The sequence below is a fragment of the Paracoccus sp. (in: a-proteobacteria) genome, assembly GCF_030538495.1.
Classification (GTDB): domain Bacteria; phylum Pseudomonadota; class Alphaproteobacteria; order Rhodobacterales; family Rhodobacteraceae; genus Paracoccus.
Window position 1 is genome coordinate 38583 of the sequence record NZ_JAUNTW010000007.1, and the last position, 16111, is coordinate 54693.

The window sequence follows — 16111 nt, forward strand, 5'->3', positions numbered from 1 at the left end:
TGCGTCGCGCCTTGATCTTCAATCGCGCCATCGGGATCGGCCGCGTTCGTTGGCGGTTTTCCGTCATCGCTTTCGCCGCCGATACGCGCTTCCGCAGGCGGAGTGAGGGGACAGCGGTCAACTGCGACAGCGCGGTTCGGGCAATGTGCTGTTCCGTCAGAACGGGCATCATCACGCCATTGCACCACAGGCCGCCGCAACGGCCTGCGTCGCGCCTTGATCTTCAATCGCGCCATCGGGATCGGCCGCGTTCGTTGGCGTTTTTCCGTCGCCGCGTTCGCCGCCGATACGTTGGTCCCGAGGCAGGGCGGGGGGACAGCGGTTAACGGCGACCGCGCGGTTCGGGCAATGTGCTGTTCCGTCAGAACGGCATCATCGCCCTTTGCACCGCAGGCCGCCGAAACGGGCTGCGGCGCGTCTTAATCCTCGATCACGTCATCCGGTTCGGCGGTTTTTGTGGCGGCTTTCTTCGTCGCCGTCTTTTTCGCCGTGGTCGTTTTTGCGGCGGTCTTTTTGGGGGCGGCCTTTTTCGTGGTGGTCTTCGCCGCAGCCTTCTTAGCCGCCGGTTTCTTCGCAGCAGGTTTCGCCTTGGCCGCCGGTTTTTTGGCCGCTTTCTTAGGCGATTTCGCCGCCTTGGCCGCGATCAGTTCCAGTGCCTGTTCCATGGTCAAGTCTTCGGGCGTCACGTCGCGGGGCAGGGTGGCGTTCACCTTTTCCCATTTGACATAAGGACCATAGCGTCCGTTCATCACCGACACCGCGCCCCCATCCGGGTGGTCGCCCAACTGACGCAGAGGTTCGGCGGTCGTGCGGCCACGGGTCTGTTTCGCGGCCAAAACCTCGACCGCGCGGTTCATGCCGATGGTAAAGACCTCATCCACATCGGGCAGATTGGCGTATTTCGACCCGTGTTTGACATAGGGGCCAAACCGCCCGATGGCCGCCGTGATCATTTCACTGTCTTCGGGATGCGGGCCAACCTCACGCGGCAGCGACAGCAGCATCAGCGCGCGGTCCAGTTCGATGCTGGCCGCGTCCCAGCCCTTGGGGATGGACGCACGGGGCGGTTTGGGCTGTTCTTCGGTTGCTTCGCCGCGCTGAACATAGGGGCCGAATCGTCCCACGCGCAGGCTGATGTCATCGCCGCCATCCTGACCCAGAACACGGTCGCCGATCGGCGCTTCGCCATCGGGGGCCGACAGGGGGCGGGTATAACGACATTCGGGGTAATTCCCGCAGCCGATAAAGGCCCCGCCCGACCGCGCCGTTTTCAGGTTCAACCGCCCCTGACCACATAGCGGGCATTCACGCGGATCGCCGCCATCCGCGCGCGGCGGATAGAGATGCGGCGCCAAAGCGTCGTCGATGGCGTCCAGAACCTCGGTGATGCGCAGGTCGCTGGTGCCTTCTAACGCCTTGGTAAAGTCGCGCCAGAACCGGCCCATCACCTCGCGCCACAGACGGTCGCCGGCGCTGATTTCGTCCAGTTCGTTTTCCAGTTCCGCCGTAAAGTCATAGCTGACATAGCGCGGGAAATACTGCGTCAGAAACACCGTGACCAACCGGCCTTTATCTTCGGGAATCAGGCGGTTTTTGTCTTTGCGGACGTAATCGCGATCCTGAATCGTGGTCACGATGCTGGCATAGGTGGATGGGCGGCCGATGCCCAATTCCTCCATCCGTTTGACCAAGGTGGCTTCGGTATAGCGCGGCGGCGGCTGGGTGAAATGCTGGCGCGCGGCGGTTGATGCCGCGTCGTTCGCGATCATGCCGGGGGCGGTCTGCATCGCCTTGACCGCGGCGGGGGCATCGCCACCCTTTTCAACCGCGCGGGCCAATTCGGCGGTAAACGCATCACGGACCTGCGCGGCGGTTTCACCCTGCGCAATCACGGGCAGGCGGGCGCTGTCTTCCGCGTCGTCGTCATCGCGGCCCTGATCGTAAACGCGCAGAAAGCCGTCAAACATCATGACCTGACCCGTCGCACGCAGGCCGACCTGCGCGTCAGAGCTGGCGATTTCGACGGTGGTCCGCTCCATCCGGGCGGCCTCCATCTGGCTGGCGATCGTGCGTTTCCAGATCAGATCATACAGTTTGCGCTGATCATCCGCCGTCACGCGCAGTTTGTCGGGCGACAGCATCATGTCGGTGGGGCGGATACATTCATGCGCCTCTTGAGCGTTTTTTGCCTTGTTTTTATACATGCGCGGGGATTTCGGCAGGTAATTATCGCCGAATTTCGCCCGGATGGCGTCGCGCGCGGCCATCACAGCCTCGGGGGCCATGTCGATGCCGTCGGTCCGCATATAGGTGATTAACCCCGCCTCATACAGACGTTGGGCCGTGGACATGCAGGCCTTGGCGCCCATGCCCAATTTCCGCGACGCCTCTTGTTGCAGGGTGCTGGTCATGAAGGGCGGCCAAGGGTTTCGCGTCGCCGGTTTCGCGGTCACGCTGGTCACGGTCAGGTCACGGCTGGCCACGGCGCTGACCGCCAGTGCGGCGGCGTCGGCATCGGCCAGATCAAAGCGGTCCAGTTTGTTGCCCGCCAGAGACACCAGCGTGGCGTCGTATTCATCGCCGCCGGGCGTGGCCAGCCGCGCATGAACGGACCAGTATTCGCGGGCCTTAAAGGCCTCGATCTCCATTTCGCGGTCCACGATCAGGCGCAGACAAACCGACTGCACCCGCCCCGCCGATTTCGCGCCGGGCAGTTTGCGCCACAGAACCGGCGACAGATTAAAACCGACCAGATAATCCAATGCGCGCCGCGCCAGATAGGCGTCAACCAGAGCCTGATCAATCTCGCGCGGGCGGCCCATCGCCTCGGTCACGGCGGTTTTGGTGATCGCGTTAAAGGTTACGCGGCTGACCTGACTGTCCTTTTTCAGCGCCGAGGCCAATGCCTCACGCAGATGCCACGAAATCGCTTCACCCTCGCGGTCGGGGTCGGTGGCCAGGATCAGGGTCTGGTCATCCTTCAGCGCGTCTTTGATGGCTTTGAGATGTTTTTTGCTGTCGCTGGCGACTTCCCATTTCATGGCAAAATCGGCGTCGGGGTCCACGCTGCCATCTTTGGGGGGCAGGTCGCGGACATGCCCGAAACTGGCCAGAACGCGGTAATCACCGCCCAGATATTTTTCAATCGTTTTGGCCTTGGCCGGGGATTCGACGACAACAACGGGCATTTTTTCCTCGGGCGGCGGGTGCAGTTGGGGCGGCAAGATGGGTGCGCAACGCGCCCCTGTCAACGGGGGGTGTTACGCCAAAGCGATGCGCCCCCCCACCAAACGCGTCAGACGCCCCTGTAATTCCAGCGATAAAATCGCCGCACTGGCCGTCGATGCAGGTGCCCCCACGTCGCGGATAATGTCGTTTTCGTCGGATGGCGACGGCGACAGACGCGACAGAATCGCCGTTTCCAGCTGTGCCGGATCAGGCGCGGGGATTCGCGCGGGCTGCGGCGTCGGCTGAGGTGCGGGGGTGGCGGGCAGGGCAAAGGGCTGTTCAGCCTCGGCCAGTGCGGCGGCCACATCGGCGGCGCTGCGCACCAGTGTGGCCCCGTCGCGGATCAGCGCGTTGCACCCCGCGGCGCGCGCATCCATCGGGTGACCGGGGACGGCCATCACCTCACGCCCCTGATCCAGCGCGTTTTTTGCGGTGATCAGGGTGCCGGAACGATGCGCGGCCTCGATCACGATAACGGCGCGGGACAGGCCGGAAATGATGCGATTGCGGGTCGGAAAATGGCGGGCATGGGGTTCGGTGCCGGGCGGCTGTTCCGACACCAGCACCCCGCGTTCGGCGATTTGCGCGGCCAGAATGGCGTTTTCAGACGGATAAATCACATCCACGCCGCCGGCCATCACCGCAACCGTCCCCGTGGGCAGGGCGGCGTTATGCGCCGCCGTGTCCACGCCGCGCGCCAGCCCGGCCACGACGGTAAAGCCCGCCTCACCCAAGCCCGTGGCCATGCCGCGCGCCATGCGCAGACCCAGCGATGACGCATTGCGCGCGCCAATCACTGCAATCGGGTTCAGCGCCAGCATCGCCGCATCGCCGCGCACCCACAAAACGGGCGGCGCGCCATCAATGTCGCGCAACGCGGGCGGATATTGGGGCGAATCGTAACGGATCAGGCGCGCGCCGATACGCCGACCGGCGTTCAGTTCCGCCACAGCGACACCTTCGGGGCAGGGCTGATAATCGGTCACGCCCGCATCCGCCGCCAATTGCGGCAGCGCGTCCAAGGACGCCGCCACCGTGCCATGTTCCCGAATCAGCCGGTGAAAGGTCGCCGGTCCGACGCGGCGGGATCGGATCAAACGCAGGAATGACACATCATCATCCGCCAGCGGGCTGGGGGGATGTGCTGTGAATGATGATGTGCGCGCGATGTTCATGATGCCTCCGCCTGATCCTGATCCGTGGATAGCGCAGAGATGTTAACAACTGGTTAGCGGCACCGATTTCTTACGCCGCCGACCCGCCCACTGTCAGCCCGCCGATCATCAGCGTGGGCTGCCCAACGCCAACCGGCACCCATTGCCCCTGTTTGCCGCAATTCCCCATGCCGGGGTCCAGGGCCATGTCATTGCCAATCGCACGCACCTGTTTCAGCGCGGTTGCGCCGTCGCCAATCAGCGTCGCCCCGCGAATCGCATCGCCAATGACGCCGTTTTTGACGCGATACGCCTCGGTGCAGGAGAAAACGAATTTGCCGTTGGTGATGTCCACCTGACCGCCGCCGAAACCCACGGCATAAATCCCGTCGCGCAGATCGGCCACAATCGCCGCCGGGTCCGCGTCACCGCCGGGCATATAGGTGTTGGTCATGCGCGGCATCGGCACATGGGCGAAACTTTCGCGCCGCCCGTTGCCGGTGGGCGCGACACCCATCAGTCGCGCATTCTGCCGATCCTGCATATATCCAACCAGAATACCGTCATCAATCAGCACGTTACGCGCGGGCGGCGTGCCTTCGTCGTCGATATTCAGGCTGCCGCGACGGTCGGGGATGGTGCCGTCATCCACCACCGTCACGCCCGGCGCGGCGACCCGTTGCCCCATCAAACCGGCAAAGGCCGACGCCTTTTTCCGGTTAAAATCGCCCTCGAGCCCGTGGCCGACCGCTTCGTGCAGCAGGATTCCGGGCCAGCCGGGGCCAAGCACGACATCCATCACCCCCGCAGGGGCCGGAACCGACCGCAGATTGACCAGCGCGCTTCGCAACGCCTCATCCACCAGCGGGCGCCAATGGTCGGGCGACATCAGCCCGGACAGCGACACGCGCCCGCCGCCGCCGGTATTCCCGCTTTCCCGACGGTCATTATTTTCAACAATAACAGACACATTCAGCCGCGCCATGGGGCGAATATCGGTCGCCAGATCGCCTTCGGGTCGCAAAATCGCGACCTGTTGCAGCGAACTGGCGATCGAGGCGCTGACCTGCACCACCCGCGGGTCCGCGGCACGGGCATAATCATCAATCTGGCGCAGCAATTCGATTCGCGCGGCAACCGAAATACCGTCCGCCGGGTCAATCGCAGGATAGAGCTGCGCGGCCTGCATCGGCGCAGGCGCGGCCCATATCCCGCCGCCATCCCCCACTGCCAGCCTCGCGGTTTCCGCCGCGCGCCGCAAAGATGGCAGGGAAATATCGGTCGAATGGGCGTAACCCGTCACCTCACCCCGCACCGCGCGCAGGCCAAAGCCCTGATCGGCGGTATAGCTGGAATGACGCAGCCGTCCGTCATCAAACATCAGCGATTCCGACACGCTGCGTTCCAGAAATAATTCGCCATCATCCGCCCCATGCACCGCGTCGCGCAGCACGGACAGGGCCTGATCACGGTCCAGCAGGGTATGAAACGGGTCGAAAAGGTGGGTCATCGCATTCTCCTGCCTTGGTTATGCACAGGTTTTCCGCCAGCGTCACCGCGAAAATGCGGACAATTTTATCTAGATTTTGGTGGTATCACTTGCCGGAAGGGATAAGATATGGTCATAGGTCGGTCAGTGTGACAGGAAAACGGGGCCGCTTTTGCGACCCTTGCGGCCATTATGGCTGTGCGAACGCAACGGGATGGGATGATGGCAAAAGCGATGATTCGGCGTGCAGCCGCAGCAATGACGGGATTGGCGACTGCGGGGTTGCTGACGGGCGCGGCATGGGCGCAGGATGTTTTGGGCGACCTGCCTGTGGTGGGTAAGCCCGTCGCAAAAGGTCTGGGTTTTCAACCCGCTGCAACGGAATTGGCCCGCGATCAGCAATGGCTGGATTACTTCGTTTTGGTCATCATCACGGTGATCACCGTCGCGGTCTGCGCCCTGTTATTGATCGTTATTTTCCGCTTCAATTCGCGGTCGAACCCGGTTCCGGCAAAGTTCACGCATAACACGCCGGTGGAAATCGTCTGGACCTTGGTTCCGGTGCTGATTCTGGTGATGATCGGCGCGTTTTCTCTGCCGATTCTGTTCCGCAGTCAGGAAATGCCGGAAAATCCGCAGGTCGTGATCAAGGTGACCGGCCATCAGTGGTATTGGTCCTATGAATACCCCGATAACGGCATTGAATTTGACAGCCGCATGATTGGCAGCCTTGCCACCCTGACGGCCGAGGATGAGGCCGCCGGTGCCCTGCCCATGACCATGAATGACGCGATGCGCGCCAAGCTGGCCGCTGCGGGTTATGCCGAAGATGAATTCCTGCTGGCCACCGACACCGCGGTTGTGGTTCCGGTCGGGGCGACGGTTCTGTTGCAGATCACCGCGTCGGATGTGATCCATTCCTGGACGATCCCGGCTTTTGCCATCAAGCAGGACGCCGTTCCGGGCCGTATCGCGCAGGCATGGTTCAATGTCGAACGCGAAGGCGTGTATTTCGGCCAGTGCAGCGAACTGTGCGGCATCGAACATTCCTATATGCCGATCACGGTTAAGGCCGTCAGCCCCGAGGTTTATACCGCGTGGATCGCTGAAATGGGCGGCACGATGGACGAACCGCTGATCCTCGCCAGCGTCAACTGATACACCCAACCCCGGCGGGTGCGGGCCTGCCGGGGTCAGGCAAGGATGAACGAACGCGCAATGACTGACACCAACACATATGACACCCCGGCCGAGGCCGAATTTGGCGATTATGTCGCGCTGCTGAAGCCGCGTGTCATGTCGCTGGTGGTGTTCACCGCGTTTGTTGGGTTGTGGGTCGCCCCGATTGATATGCACCCGTTTCTGGCGTTTTGTTCGGTGCTGTTCATCGCTTTGGGCGGTGGGGCGTCGGGCGCGCTGAATATGTGGTATGATTCGGACATCGACCAGATCATGCGCCGCACCCAAAGCCGCCCGATACCGGCGGGCCGGATGCAGCGGGGTGAGGCTTTGGCCGTTGGGCTGGCGCTGTCGGGCATTTCGGTGATGATGCTGGGGCTGGTTGCGAATTGGTTCGCGGCGTTGTTTCTGGCCTTTACCATTTTTTTCTACGCCGTTGTTTATACGATGTGGCTGAAACGCTGGACGCCGCAGAACATCGTGATCGGCGGGGCGGCGGGGGCCTTTCCTCCGATGATCGGCTGGGCCTGTGCGACCGGTGGGATTTCGATTGAATCGCTGCTGATGTTCGCGCTGATCTTTTTCTGGACGCCGCCGCATTTCTGGGCGTTGGCGCTGTTCATGAAGGATGATTACAAAAACGCGGGCGTGCCGATGTTGACGGTGACGCATGGCCGCCCGGTGACGCGTCGTCATATCTTTGCCTATACGCTGGTGCTGGCGGGCTTTGCGATCTGGCTGGGGCTGACCTCGATCGGTGGGCCGGTTTATCTGGCGGTGTCGGTGGTGCTGAACATCGCCTTTATCCATGGCGGCTGGCAGGTGCTGCGCCGCAGCGAAGACCAGGCGCAGGCCGATAATTTCGCCGTTGAAAAACGGGTGTTTAAACTGTCGCTCTATTACCTGTTCCTGCACTTTGTGGCCTTGTTGGTGCAAAACTGGATCGGGGGGTGGTGATGGCGTTGCGCGCGGAACATCAGTTGCACAACCGCCGCCGGTCGCGGAATGTTGGCTTGGGCGTTGTTTTGATTGCCTTTGTCGTGCTGGTTTTTGCGTTGACCGTGGTTAAGGTCACCCAAGGCCATATGATGGAGGCGTTCGACCACCAGCCCCGCACATCACTGTTACCCCCGGCAGAGGAGACGGCGCCATGAAAAAGCTTAGCAATGAATCCCGCACGGTCGTTATGTTGTTGGGCGTCGTCGTGACGATGGGCGCCTTGGCTTGGGCGGCGGTGCCGTTTTACGACTGGTTTTGCCGGGTGACGGGCTTTGGCGGCACGACGCAAGTGTCGGATTCCGCGCCGGATCAAGTGCTGGATCAGGTCGTTCGTGTGCGCTTTGACGCCAATGTGGATCCGAATCTGGCGTGGAGCTTCCGCCCGATGCAGACCCGCATGGATCTGCGCATCGGGGAAACCGCTATGGCCTATTACGAGGCGGTGAACAATTCCGATTACCCCATCACCGGCACGGCCAGCTATAATGTCGCGCCCGAAGTGGCGGGTTATTTCTTCGATAAGATCGAATGTTTCTGTTTCACCGAACAGACGCTGCAACCGGGTGAGCGGGTCGAAATGCCGCTGACCTTCTATGTCGATCCGTCGATTGTGGATGATCGCGATGCCTATTGGGTGCGCGACATCACGCTGTCTTATACTTTCCACCGGACCGAGCCGCGGCAGGCGGCGATTCAAACGGTCCCTGACACCACCACCAACTAAGGCCGACGGGGATCCGCATATGGCGCACGCAAAGAACCACGATTACCACATTCTTCCGCCGTCTATCTGGCCGTTTATCGCGTCGGTGTCGGTGTTCGTTATGCTGTTTGGCGCGACCAAATGGATGCATGGCAGCGGGCCGTGGATCTTTCTGATCGGCTTTGTCGGCGTTTTGTATGTCATGTTCAGCTGGTGGGCTGAGATGGTGAACGAAGGTGAATCGGGCGACCACACCCCCGTCGTTCGCATCGGTCTGCAATACGGATTCATCCTGTTCGTCGTGTCGGAACTGATGCTGTTTGTGGCGGCGTTCTGGGCGTTCATCAAACACGCGATGTATCCGATGGGCGCCGAAAGCCCGATCCGCGACGGCGTGTGGCCCCCCGCCGGGATCGAAGTGTTTGACCCGTGGCACCTGCCGTTCATCAACACGCTGATCCTGCTGCTGTCGGGCGTCGCCGTGACCTGGGCGCATCACGCATTCGCGCATGAAGGCGACCGCAAAACCGCCATCAACGGTCTGGCGATTGCGGTTTTCTTGGGCATCGCGTTCACCGGTTTGCAGGCCTATGAATACAGCCACGCGGCCTTTGGCCTGTCGGATACCGTTTATGCGGGTGCGTTTTATCTGGCCACCGGCCTGCACGGGTTCCACGTCATCATCGGGACGATCTTTTTGGCCGTCTGTCTGATCCGCCTGATCAAAGGCCAGATGACCAAAGAACAGCATGTCGGTTTTGAATCGGCGGCGTGGTATTGGCACTTTGTGGACGTGATCTGGCTGTTCCTGTTTGCCGTGATCTATGTCTGGGGCCGCTGATCCCGGAACCTGACCAGATGGCGCGCGGGGCTGACCCCGCGCGTTTTTCGTTGACGTGAAAGGCCGCGGATGCGCCGCATCATCTTTCCTGCACTTTTCGGTATTCTGGGCTGTGTCTTTCTGGTCAGTCTGGGCCTGTGGCAGTTGGACCGCGCCGACCAAAAGCAGGCGCAACTGACCGAAATTCAGACCGGGATTGATGCCGCGCCGGTGCCTTTGCCCGCGCAGATTGATCCGTCGATGAAATATCTGCCGGTGCGCGTGACCGGCACCACGACGGGGGCGGAAATCGACGTGCTGTCGCATATCCGCGAACAGGGTGCGGGGTATCAGGTGATTTCGCGTTTTGTCACCGATGACGGACGGGCGATTTTGCTGGATCGAGGCTTTGTGCCGCAACAGGCGCGGCGGCTGGAACGTCCGCCGGTGGCGTTGCAGGTGATTGGCAATCTGCATTGGCCGCAGGACGCCAATTCCTCAACCCCCGCGCCGAATCTGAATGAAAACATCTGGTTCGCGCGGGATGTTGATGCCATGGCGGCGCAGTTGGACACTTTGCCCGTGCTGGTCGTCGCGCGGCAGATTGCCGGCGACAATCAGGGCGCGCAGCCGATCCCGGTGTCCATCGACGGCATCCCGAACAACCACCTGTCCTATGCGATCCAGTGGTTCCTGTTTGCGATCACGCTGGCGGTGATGACAGTTGCGCTGATCTGGCGTATCAGACAGCAGAAATATTGAAGGATAGGCAGATGCGTTACGTTTCGACGCGGGGACAGGCCCCGGTTCTGAATTTTGAACAGGCGATGCTGTCGGGCTTGGCCCGCGACGGCGGGCTGTATCTGCCCGAAACGATCCCGGCGATTTCGGGGCTGAACGAACTCGACGGCCTGCCGTATGAAGACATCGCCTTTCGCGTGATCCGCCCCTTTACCGGCGATTGTTTCAGCGATGATGAACTGCGCGGCGCGATTGACCGCGCCTATGCCCGCATTGCGCACAGCGCGCGGGCGCCGTTGGTGCAGTTGGCGCCGGGGCATCATTTGCTGGAACTGTTCCACGGCCCGACGCTGGCCTTCAAAGATTTCGCCATGCAACTGATCGCGCAACTATTTGAAATTGCGCTGAAACGGTCGGGGCAGCGGATCACGATTGTCGGCGCGACATCCGGCGATACCGGTTCCGCCGCGATCGAGGCGTTCCGCGGCATCGACAATGTGGACGTGTTTATCATGTATCCCCATGGCCGCGTGTCCGAGGTGCAGCGCCGCCAGATGACCACGCCCACGGCGGAAAACGTCCACGCTTTGGCCGTGACCGGGCATTTTGACGACTGTCAGGCGCGGCTCAAGGATCTGTTCAACGACCATGATTTCCGCGATCAGGTCGGGCTGGCGGGCGTGAACAGCATCAACTGGGCGCGGGTTGTGGCGCAGATCGTGTATTATTTCACCGCCGCCGCCAGCCTTGGGATGCGCCCGATTGATTTCACGGTGCCGACGGGCAATTTCGGCGATATTTTCGCGGGCAGCATCGCGCGGGCCATGGGCCTGCCGATCCGCCGCCTGATTGTGGCGACGAACCAGAATGACATCCTGCACCGGGCCTTGACCACGGGCGAATATCGTACCGGCACGGTCGAACCGTCGATCAGCCCGTCGATGGATATTCAGGTCAGTTCCAACTTTGAACGCGCGCTGTATCTGGCCTATGGCGGGGATGCGGGCGCGATTGCGCAGCTGATGGATGAGCTGAAAATTGGCGGCTTTACCATCAGCCAGGGCGCGTTGCAGGCCTTGCGCGAACAATACGCATCGGGCCGCGTGTCCGAAGATCAGACGATCGACACCATCCGCCAGATGCGGGCCGAGACCGGCGAAATCCTGTGTCCGCACAGCGCGGTCGGCGTCGCTGTGGCGCAGCAGCATATCGAAGCCGGGGTGCCGATGGTGACGCTGGCCACGGCCCATCCGGCGAAATTCCCCGATGCGGTCGAACGCGCCATCGGTCTTCGCCCGGCCCTGCCGCCGCATATGGCAAACCTGTTCGATCTGCCCGAACGGGTCACGCGGGTTGAAAATGACGTAGACGCGCTTAAATCCCTGATCCTTGATCGGAGAACCGCGTGACCCCAACAGACCCTAACATCACGACGCTGCCCAATGGGCTGCGCATCGTCACCCGCGCGATGCCGGGCCTGCATTCCGCATCCCTCGGGGTGTGGGTGAATGCGGGTGGGCGCAACGAACGCGCCGAACAAAACGGCATCGCGCATTTTCTGGAACATATGGCGTTCAAAGGCACCACCCGCCGCAGCGCCCTGCAAATTGCCGAAACGATTGAAGATGTGGGCGGTTACATCAACGCCTATACCTCGCGCGATACGACGGCGTATTATGCGCGCGTGCTGGACAGCGATGTGGATCTGGCGTTCGACGTGATTTCCGACATCGTTCTGAACCCCGTCTTTGACCCGCGCGAGATCGAGGTTGAACGCGGCGTCATCCTGCAAGAAATCGGGCAATCGCTGGACACGCCGGACGATATTATCTTTGACTGGCTGCAAGAGGCCGCATACCCCGATCAGCCGATGGGCCGCACCATTTTGGGACCGGCGCATTGCGTCAGCCGGTTCGGGCGCGGCGATTTGTCGGGCTTTGTCGCGGAAAATTACGGCCCCGGTCAGTTGATCGTGGCGGCGGCGGGGGCGGTTGATCATGATCGCATCGTGAAACTGGCGGAAACTGCGTTCGGCCATCTGCGCCCGCTGACGCAGGCCGCGCGTGAAAACGCCCGCTGGCATGGGGCGGAGTCGCGCCATATCAAACCGCTGGAACAGGCGCATTTCGCCATGGCCTTGGAAGGTCCGGGCTATCTGGCCGATGATTTCTATGCCGCCCAGATTTTTTCGTCGGCTTTGGGCGGCGGCATGTCGTCGCGCCTGTTTCAGAAAATCCGCGAAGAACGCGGGCTGTGTTACACGATCTTTGCCCAGTCCGGGTTTCACGACGATACCGGGATGCTGACCATCTATGCCGGGACGGGCGCGGATGATGTCTCGGATCTGGCGCATCTGACCGTGGATGAACTGAAACGCGCAGCCGATGACATGACGCAGGCCGAAATCGACCGGGCCAAGGCGCAGCTTAAGGCCGGGATGCTGATGGGGCTGGAAAGCCCGTCAGGGCAGGCCGAACGCATGGCGCGCACGCTGTCCATCTGGGGCCGGGTGCCGGACGCGGCCGAGGTGGCCGAACGCATCGCCGCCGTCACCGTGGCCGATGTGCGCGATCATGCGCAGCAGATGCTGGCGCAGGCGCGGCCCGCTTTGGCGCTGTATGGTCCGGTTGACGCCGCCCCCACGCGCGACCGATTGGCGGAACGGCTGGCGGCCTGATGTTCTGGCGGCGTCCGTTTCAGTTGCAGGCAGAGCGGCTGATCCTGCGCCTGCCGCAGCATGGCGACTTTCACGCTTGGGCCAATTTGCGCCGGGAAAGCCGCGATTTCCTGACGCCGTGGGAACCCGTCTGGTCGCCCGACCACCTGTCGCGGCGGAACTTCACCAACCGCGTGGTGTGGGCCGCGCGCGCCTGTCGCGCCGGAACCGGGCTGCCGCTGTTCATCATCCGCCGGGATGGGGTGCTGCTGGGCGCGATCACGCTGGACAATATCCGGCGCGGGCCGGCGCAATCGGCAACGATGGGATACTGGATTGGCCAAGCCCATGCGCGCAACGGCTATATGCGTGAATCCATTGGGGTTTTGGTGCATCACGCCTTTACCACGCTGGACCTGTCGCGGATTGAATCGGCCTGTCTGGCGGAAAATATCCCATCCCGCGGCGTGTTGGAAAAATCCGGTTTCAAATACGAAGGCGTCGCGCAAAGTTACCTGCAAATCGCCGGACGCTGGCGCAATCATGTGCTCTATGCCAATCTGCGCAGCGACCGGCGCGGCCGAACCGAGGTGCGATAGATGTTGACCCCCGCAGATCAGGCACTGGCCGCGCGACTGCCTGCGGGGGTGCTGCGCGATGTGGCGCCGGGCTATCTGGACGAACCGCGCGGGCGGTTTCAGGGGCAGGCGGGGTTGGTCGCGGCCCCGCGCGACGTGCAGGAAGCGGCGGCGGTGATCCGCGCCTGTGCCGAGGCGCGTGTGCCGGTCGTGCCGCGTGGCGGCGGCACCGGGTTGGTCGGCGGGCAGGTCATGCCCGACGGTCCCGCGCCGCTGATCCTGTCGCTGGAGCGCATGGCCCAAATCCGCGCGGTTTACCCCGATGAATCGGTGATGATCACTGACGCAGGGGTGACGCTGCAATCGGCGCGGGATGCCGCGGCGGGGGTGGGGCGGCAATTCCCGCTATCGCTGGCGTCCCAAGGCAGCGCGCAGATTGGCGGCGTTTTGTCCACCAATGCGGGCGGCGTCAACGTGCTGCGATACGGAAATGCGCGCGCGTTATGTTTGGGTATTCAGGCGGTTATGCCGAATGGCGACATTCTGAACGACCTGAAACGCCTGCGCAAAGACAATACCGGCTACGACCTGCGCGACCTGCTGATCGGGGCCGAAGGAACGCTGGGCATCATCACCGCTGCCTCGCTGGTGCTGGCCCCGATCCCCGCCGAAAGCGGCGTTGCGATGCTGGTGGTGAACAGCCCCGGCGATGCTTTGGCGCTGTTGTCGCTGGCGCAGACGCGGATGGCGGGATGCGTGACGGCGTTTGAATTAATCGCGGGGCAGGGGCTGCGGTTTCTGACCGAAGCCTTCCCCGATATGCGTCAACCCTTTGATTCCGCGCCGGAATGGGCGGTTCTGATGCAGGTGGACCTGCCCGCCGGTCTGCCCGCCGATGCGGCACTGGAACATCTGTTCATCGCGGCCAGCGAAGCGGGGCTGGTGACCGACGGCGTGATCGCGCAATCGGGCCAGCAGGCGGCGGATTTATGGGCGTTGCGCGAACATATCCCGCTGGCCAACCGCCATATCGGCGCGATTGCCAGCCACGACATCAGCCTGCCATTAACCGAAATCGCACGGTTTATTGACGATGCGGGCGCGATGCTGGGGGGCCAAGATGTGCGGATTAACTGTTTTGGCCATCTGGGCGACGGCAATTTGCACTACAACCTGTTCCCCGCGCCGGGGCGGCATCGCGATGATTACGACGCGATCCGCCGTGACCTGTCGCGCCAGATTCACGAATTGGTCGTCGCGCGCGGCGGGTCATTTTCAGCGGAACACGGCATTGGACGGCTGAAGGTCGCCGATCTGGCCCGATGGGGCGACCCGGTGCGGTTAACCACGATGCGCGCGATCAAAGCGGCGCTTGATCCGGCCGGGATCATGAATCCCGGCGCGGTGCTTTAATGCCCGTCAAACACGGTTAACGCGTGGACGGGCATTCCCATGCCTTCCAACAGCGCGCGCCCGCCCAGTTCCGGCAGGTCGATGACAAAGGCGCAGCCGATCACATCCGCGCCCAGCCGTTGGCACAGCTGAATCCCCGCCTGCGCGGTGCCGCCGGTGGCCAGCAGATCATCGACGATCAGCACGCGTTCGCCCGGTTTGATGGCGTCGTCGTGGATCTCCATGATCGCCTCGCCATATTCCAGGGTATAGGCTTGGGAAATGACCGCGCCGGGCAGCTTGCCCTTTTTGCGGATGGGGACAAAGCCGGTGGACAGCTGATGCGCAACCGCCCCGCCCAAGATAAAGCCGCGCGCCTCAAGCCCCACAACTTTATCAATCTTTTCACCGGCATAGGCGTGCAGCAACTGATCCACGGCCATGCGAAACCCGCGCGCATCGGCGAACAAGGTTGTCACGTCGCGGAAAATAATGCCTTCTTTCGGGAAATCGTGGATGCTGCGGATGTAATCTTTGACGCTGCGGCTCATGGGCGTTCCAGTTCGAATAATTCGGTGACGGCGGCATAATCCAGATAACCCGCGCGCGAAACCCATCCCCCCGCGTTTCGCAGATCAAACCGCCCGTTGACGATGCAATCATCGCGCAGATGAACGCCGGTGACGACGCCGAACACCGCGAAATTCGCGGCCCCCGCCAGCGGCACAACCTGCGTCATGCGACATTCCAGCGACGCGGCGGCATCCGCCACGCGCAGGCAGTCGATGGTGGAACAGGGTTCGGACGGGACGCCCACCGCATCAAATTCGCTGACCCCACCGGGCAGCGCGGCGGATGTGGCGTTGATCCGTTCGGCATCCGCGCCGGTGCCGATATTGACGCAAAACACCCCGCTTTCAATGACTTGGGCCACGGTGTCCTTGGTGCCGGTGCGGTCGCCCTTGGCACTGGTGGACGCAAACATCACCTGCGGCGGGACATAGGCGACGGCGTTAAAAAACGAATAGGGCGCCAGATTATCGCCCATCCGCCCGCGCGTCGAAATCCACCCGATCGGGCGCGGAGCGATGATGGCGTTGAACGGATTATGCGGCAGGCCGTGGCCAGATTCGGGGCGATAGAACATGGTGCCTCCTGTCGGTTTGGGCGCA

At 62.3% G+C, this 16111-nt stretch carries 15 protein-coding genes; 10 read left to right on the top strand and 5 right to left on the bottom strand.

The genetic code is table 11. The annotated features are described in order from the left end of the window. Positions 1-419: 419 nt before the first annotated feature. The 3 genes from topA to tldD form a co-directional block, all read right to left on the bottom strand. A complete protein-coding gene (topA, locus tag Q4G20_RS08200; protein ID WP_303342944.1) occupies positions 420-3188 on the bottom strand; it encodes a type I DNA topoisomerase in 2769 nt (922 codons plus the stop codon). 72 nt (positions 3189-3260) lie between these two features. Further along, a complete protein-coding gene (dprA, locus tag Q4G20_RS08205) occupies positions 3261-4403 on the bottom strand; it encodes a DNA-processing protein DprA (RefSeq protein ID WP_303342945.1) in 1143 nt (380 codons plus the stop codon). 70 nt (positions 4404-4473) lie between these two features. Next, positions 4474-5892, bottom strand: a complete 1419-nt coding sequence (gene tldD, locus Q4G20_RS08210; protein WP_303342946.1) for a metalloprotease TldD — start codon at positions 5890-5892, stop codon at positions 4474-4476. 198 nt (positions 5893-6090) lie between these two features. Here tldD and coxB point away from each other — a divergent pair, with 198 nt between their 5' ends. The 10 genes from coxB (at position 6091) to Q4G20_RS08260 (ending at position 14960) form a co-directional block, all read left to right on the top strand. Beyond that, positions 6091-7029, top strand: coding sequence for a cytochrome c oxidase subunit II (gene coxB / locus Q4G20_RS08215; RefSeq protein ID WP_303342947.1), 939 nt, complete (start codon positions 6091-6093; stop codon positions 7027-7029). 60 nt (positions 7030-7089) lie between these two features. Continuing rightward, positions 7090-8007, top strand: a complete 918-nt coding sequence (cyoE, locus tag Q4G20_RS08220; protein ID WP_303342948.1) for a heme o synthase — start codon at positions 7090-7092, stop codon at positions 8005-8007. Next, positions 8007-8204 carry a hypothetical protein gene (locus Q4G20_RS08225; protein WP_303342949.1) on the top strand — a complete coding sequence of 66 codons (198 nt, stop codon included), beginning with the start codon at positions 8007-8009 and terminating at the stop codon, positions 8202-8204. The genes cyoE and Q4G20_RS08225 overlap by 1 nt, the downstream gene beginning before the upstream one ends. Further along, positions 8201-8773, top strand: a complete 573-nt coding sequence (locus tag Q4G20_RS08230; protein ID WP_303342950.1) for a cytochrome c oxidase assembly protein — start codon at positions 8201-8203, stop codon at positions 8771-8773. The genes Q4G20_RS08225 and Q4G20_RS08230 overlap by 4 nt, the downstream gene beginning before the upstream one ends. 19 nt (positions 8774-8792) lie before the next feature. After that, positions 8793-9593 carry a cytochrome c oxidase subunit 3 gene (locus tag Q4G20_RS08235; RefSeq protein WP_303342951.1) on the top strand — a complete coding sequence of 267 codons (801 nt, stop codon included), beginning with the start codon at positions 8793-8795 and terminating at the stop codon, positions 9591-9593. 69 nt (positions 9594-9662) lie between these two features. Next, on the top strand, positions 9663-10334 hold the full coding sequence (locus tag Q4G20_RS08240) for an SURF1 family protein (protein WP_303342952.1): 672 nt from the start codon (positions 9663-9665) through the stop codon (positions 10332-10334). An 11-nt stretch (positions 10335-10345) separates the two neighbouring features. Next, positions 10346-11722 (top strand): threonine synthase, encoded by a 1377-nt coding sequence (gene thrC / locus Q4G20_RS08245; protein WP_303342953.1) that lies wholly within the window; start codon positions 10346-10348, stop codon positions 11720-11722. Continuing rightward, positions 11719-12990 (top strand): pitrilysin family protein, encoded by a 1272-nt coding sequence (locus Q4G20_RS08250; protein WP_303342954.1) that lies wholly within the window; start codon positions 11719-11721, stop codon positions 12988-12990. Before thrC ends, Q4G20_RS08250 begins: the two co-directional genes overlap by 4 nt. Next, a complete protein-coding gene (locus tag Q4G20_RS08255) occupies positions 12987-13568 on the top strand; it encodes a GNAT family N-acetyltransferase (protein ID WP_303343093.1) in 582 nt (193 codons plus the stop codon). Before Q4G20_RS08250 ends, Q4G20_RS08255 begins: the two co-directional genes overlap by 4 nt. Beyond that, a complete protein-coding gene (locus tag Q4G20_RS08260; protein WP_303342955.1) occupies positions 13569-14960 on the top strand; it encodes an FAD-binding oxidoreductase in 1392 nt (463 codons plus the stop codon). On the opposite strand, the gene Q4G20_RS08265 is transcribed toward Q4G20_RS08260, so the two are convergent. Further along, on the bottom strand, positions 14957-15490 hold the full coding sequence (locus Q4G20_RS08265) for an adenine phosphoribosyltransferase (protein WP_303342956.1): 534 nt from the start codon (positions 15488-15490) through the stop codon (positions 14957-14959). The genes Q4G20_RS08260 and Q4G20_RS08265 overlap by 4 nt on opposite strands. Beyond that, entirely contained in the window at positions 15487-16086 is a 600-nt protein-coding gene (locus Q4G20_RS08270) for a flavin reductase family protein (protein ID WP_303342957.1), read from the bottom strand. Before Q4G20_RS08270 ends, Q4G20_RS08265 begins: the two co-directional genes overlap by 4 nt. Positions 16087-16111: the final 25 nt, after the last annotated feature.

What these genes read in the sequence shown, in the direction of transcription:
- topA (WP_303342944.1), bottom strand. Translation starts at nt 3,188, where the DNA reads ATGCCCGTTGTTGTCGTCGAATCCCCGGCCAAGGCCAAAACGATTGAA.
- dprA (WP_303342945.1), bottom strand. Translation starts at nt 4,403, where the DNA reads ATGAACATCGCGCGCACATCATCATTCACAGCACATCCCCCCAGCCCG.
- tldD (WP_303342946.1), bottom strand. Translation starts at nt 5,892, where the DNA reads ATGACCCACCTTTTCGACCCGTTTCATACCCTGCTGGACCGTGATCAG.
- coxB (WP_303342947.1), top strand. Translation starts at nt 6,091, where the DNA reads ATGATGGCAAAAGCGATGATTCGGCGTGCAGCCGCAGCAATGACGGGA.
- cyoE (WP_303342948.1), top strand. Translation starts at nt 7,090, where the DNA reads ATGACTGACACCAACACATATGACACCCCGGCCGAGGCCGAATTTGGC.
- Q4G20_RS08225 (WP_303342949.1), top strand. Translation starts at nt 8,007, where the DNA reads ATGGCGTTGCGCGCGGAACATCAGTTGCACAACCGCCGCCGGTCGCGG.
- Q4G20_RS08230 (WP_303342950.1), top strand. Translation starts at nt 8,201, where the DNA reads ATGAAAAAGCTTAGCAATGAATCCCGCACGGTCGTTATGTTGTTGGGC.
- Q4G20_RS08235 (WP_303342951.1), top strand. Translation starts at nt 8,793, where the DNA reads ATGGCGCACGCAAAGAACCACGATTACCACATTCTTCCGCCGTCTATC.
- Q4G20_RS08240 (WP_303342952.1), top strand. Translation starts at nt 9,663, where the DNA reads ATGCGCCGCATCATCTTTCCTGCACTTTTCGGTATTCTGGGCTGTGTC.
- thrC (WP_303342953.1), top strand. Translation starts at nt 10,346, where the DNA reads ATGCGTTACGTTTCGACGCGGGGACAGGCCCCGGTTCTGAATTTTGAA.
- Q4G20_RS08260 (WP_303342955.1), top strand. Translation starts at nt 13,569, where the DNA reads ATGTTGACCCCCGCAGATCAGGCACTGGCCGCGCGACTGCCTGCGGGG.
- Q4G20_RS08265 (WP_303342956.1), bottom strand. Translation starts at nt 15,490, where the DNA reads ATGAGCCGCAGCGTCAAAGATTACATCCGCAGCATCCACGATTTCCCG.
- Q4G20_RS08270 (WP_303342957.1), bottom strand. Translation starts at nt 16,086, where the DNA reads ATGTTCTATCGCCCCGAATCTGGCCACGGCCTGCCGCATAATCCGTTC.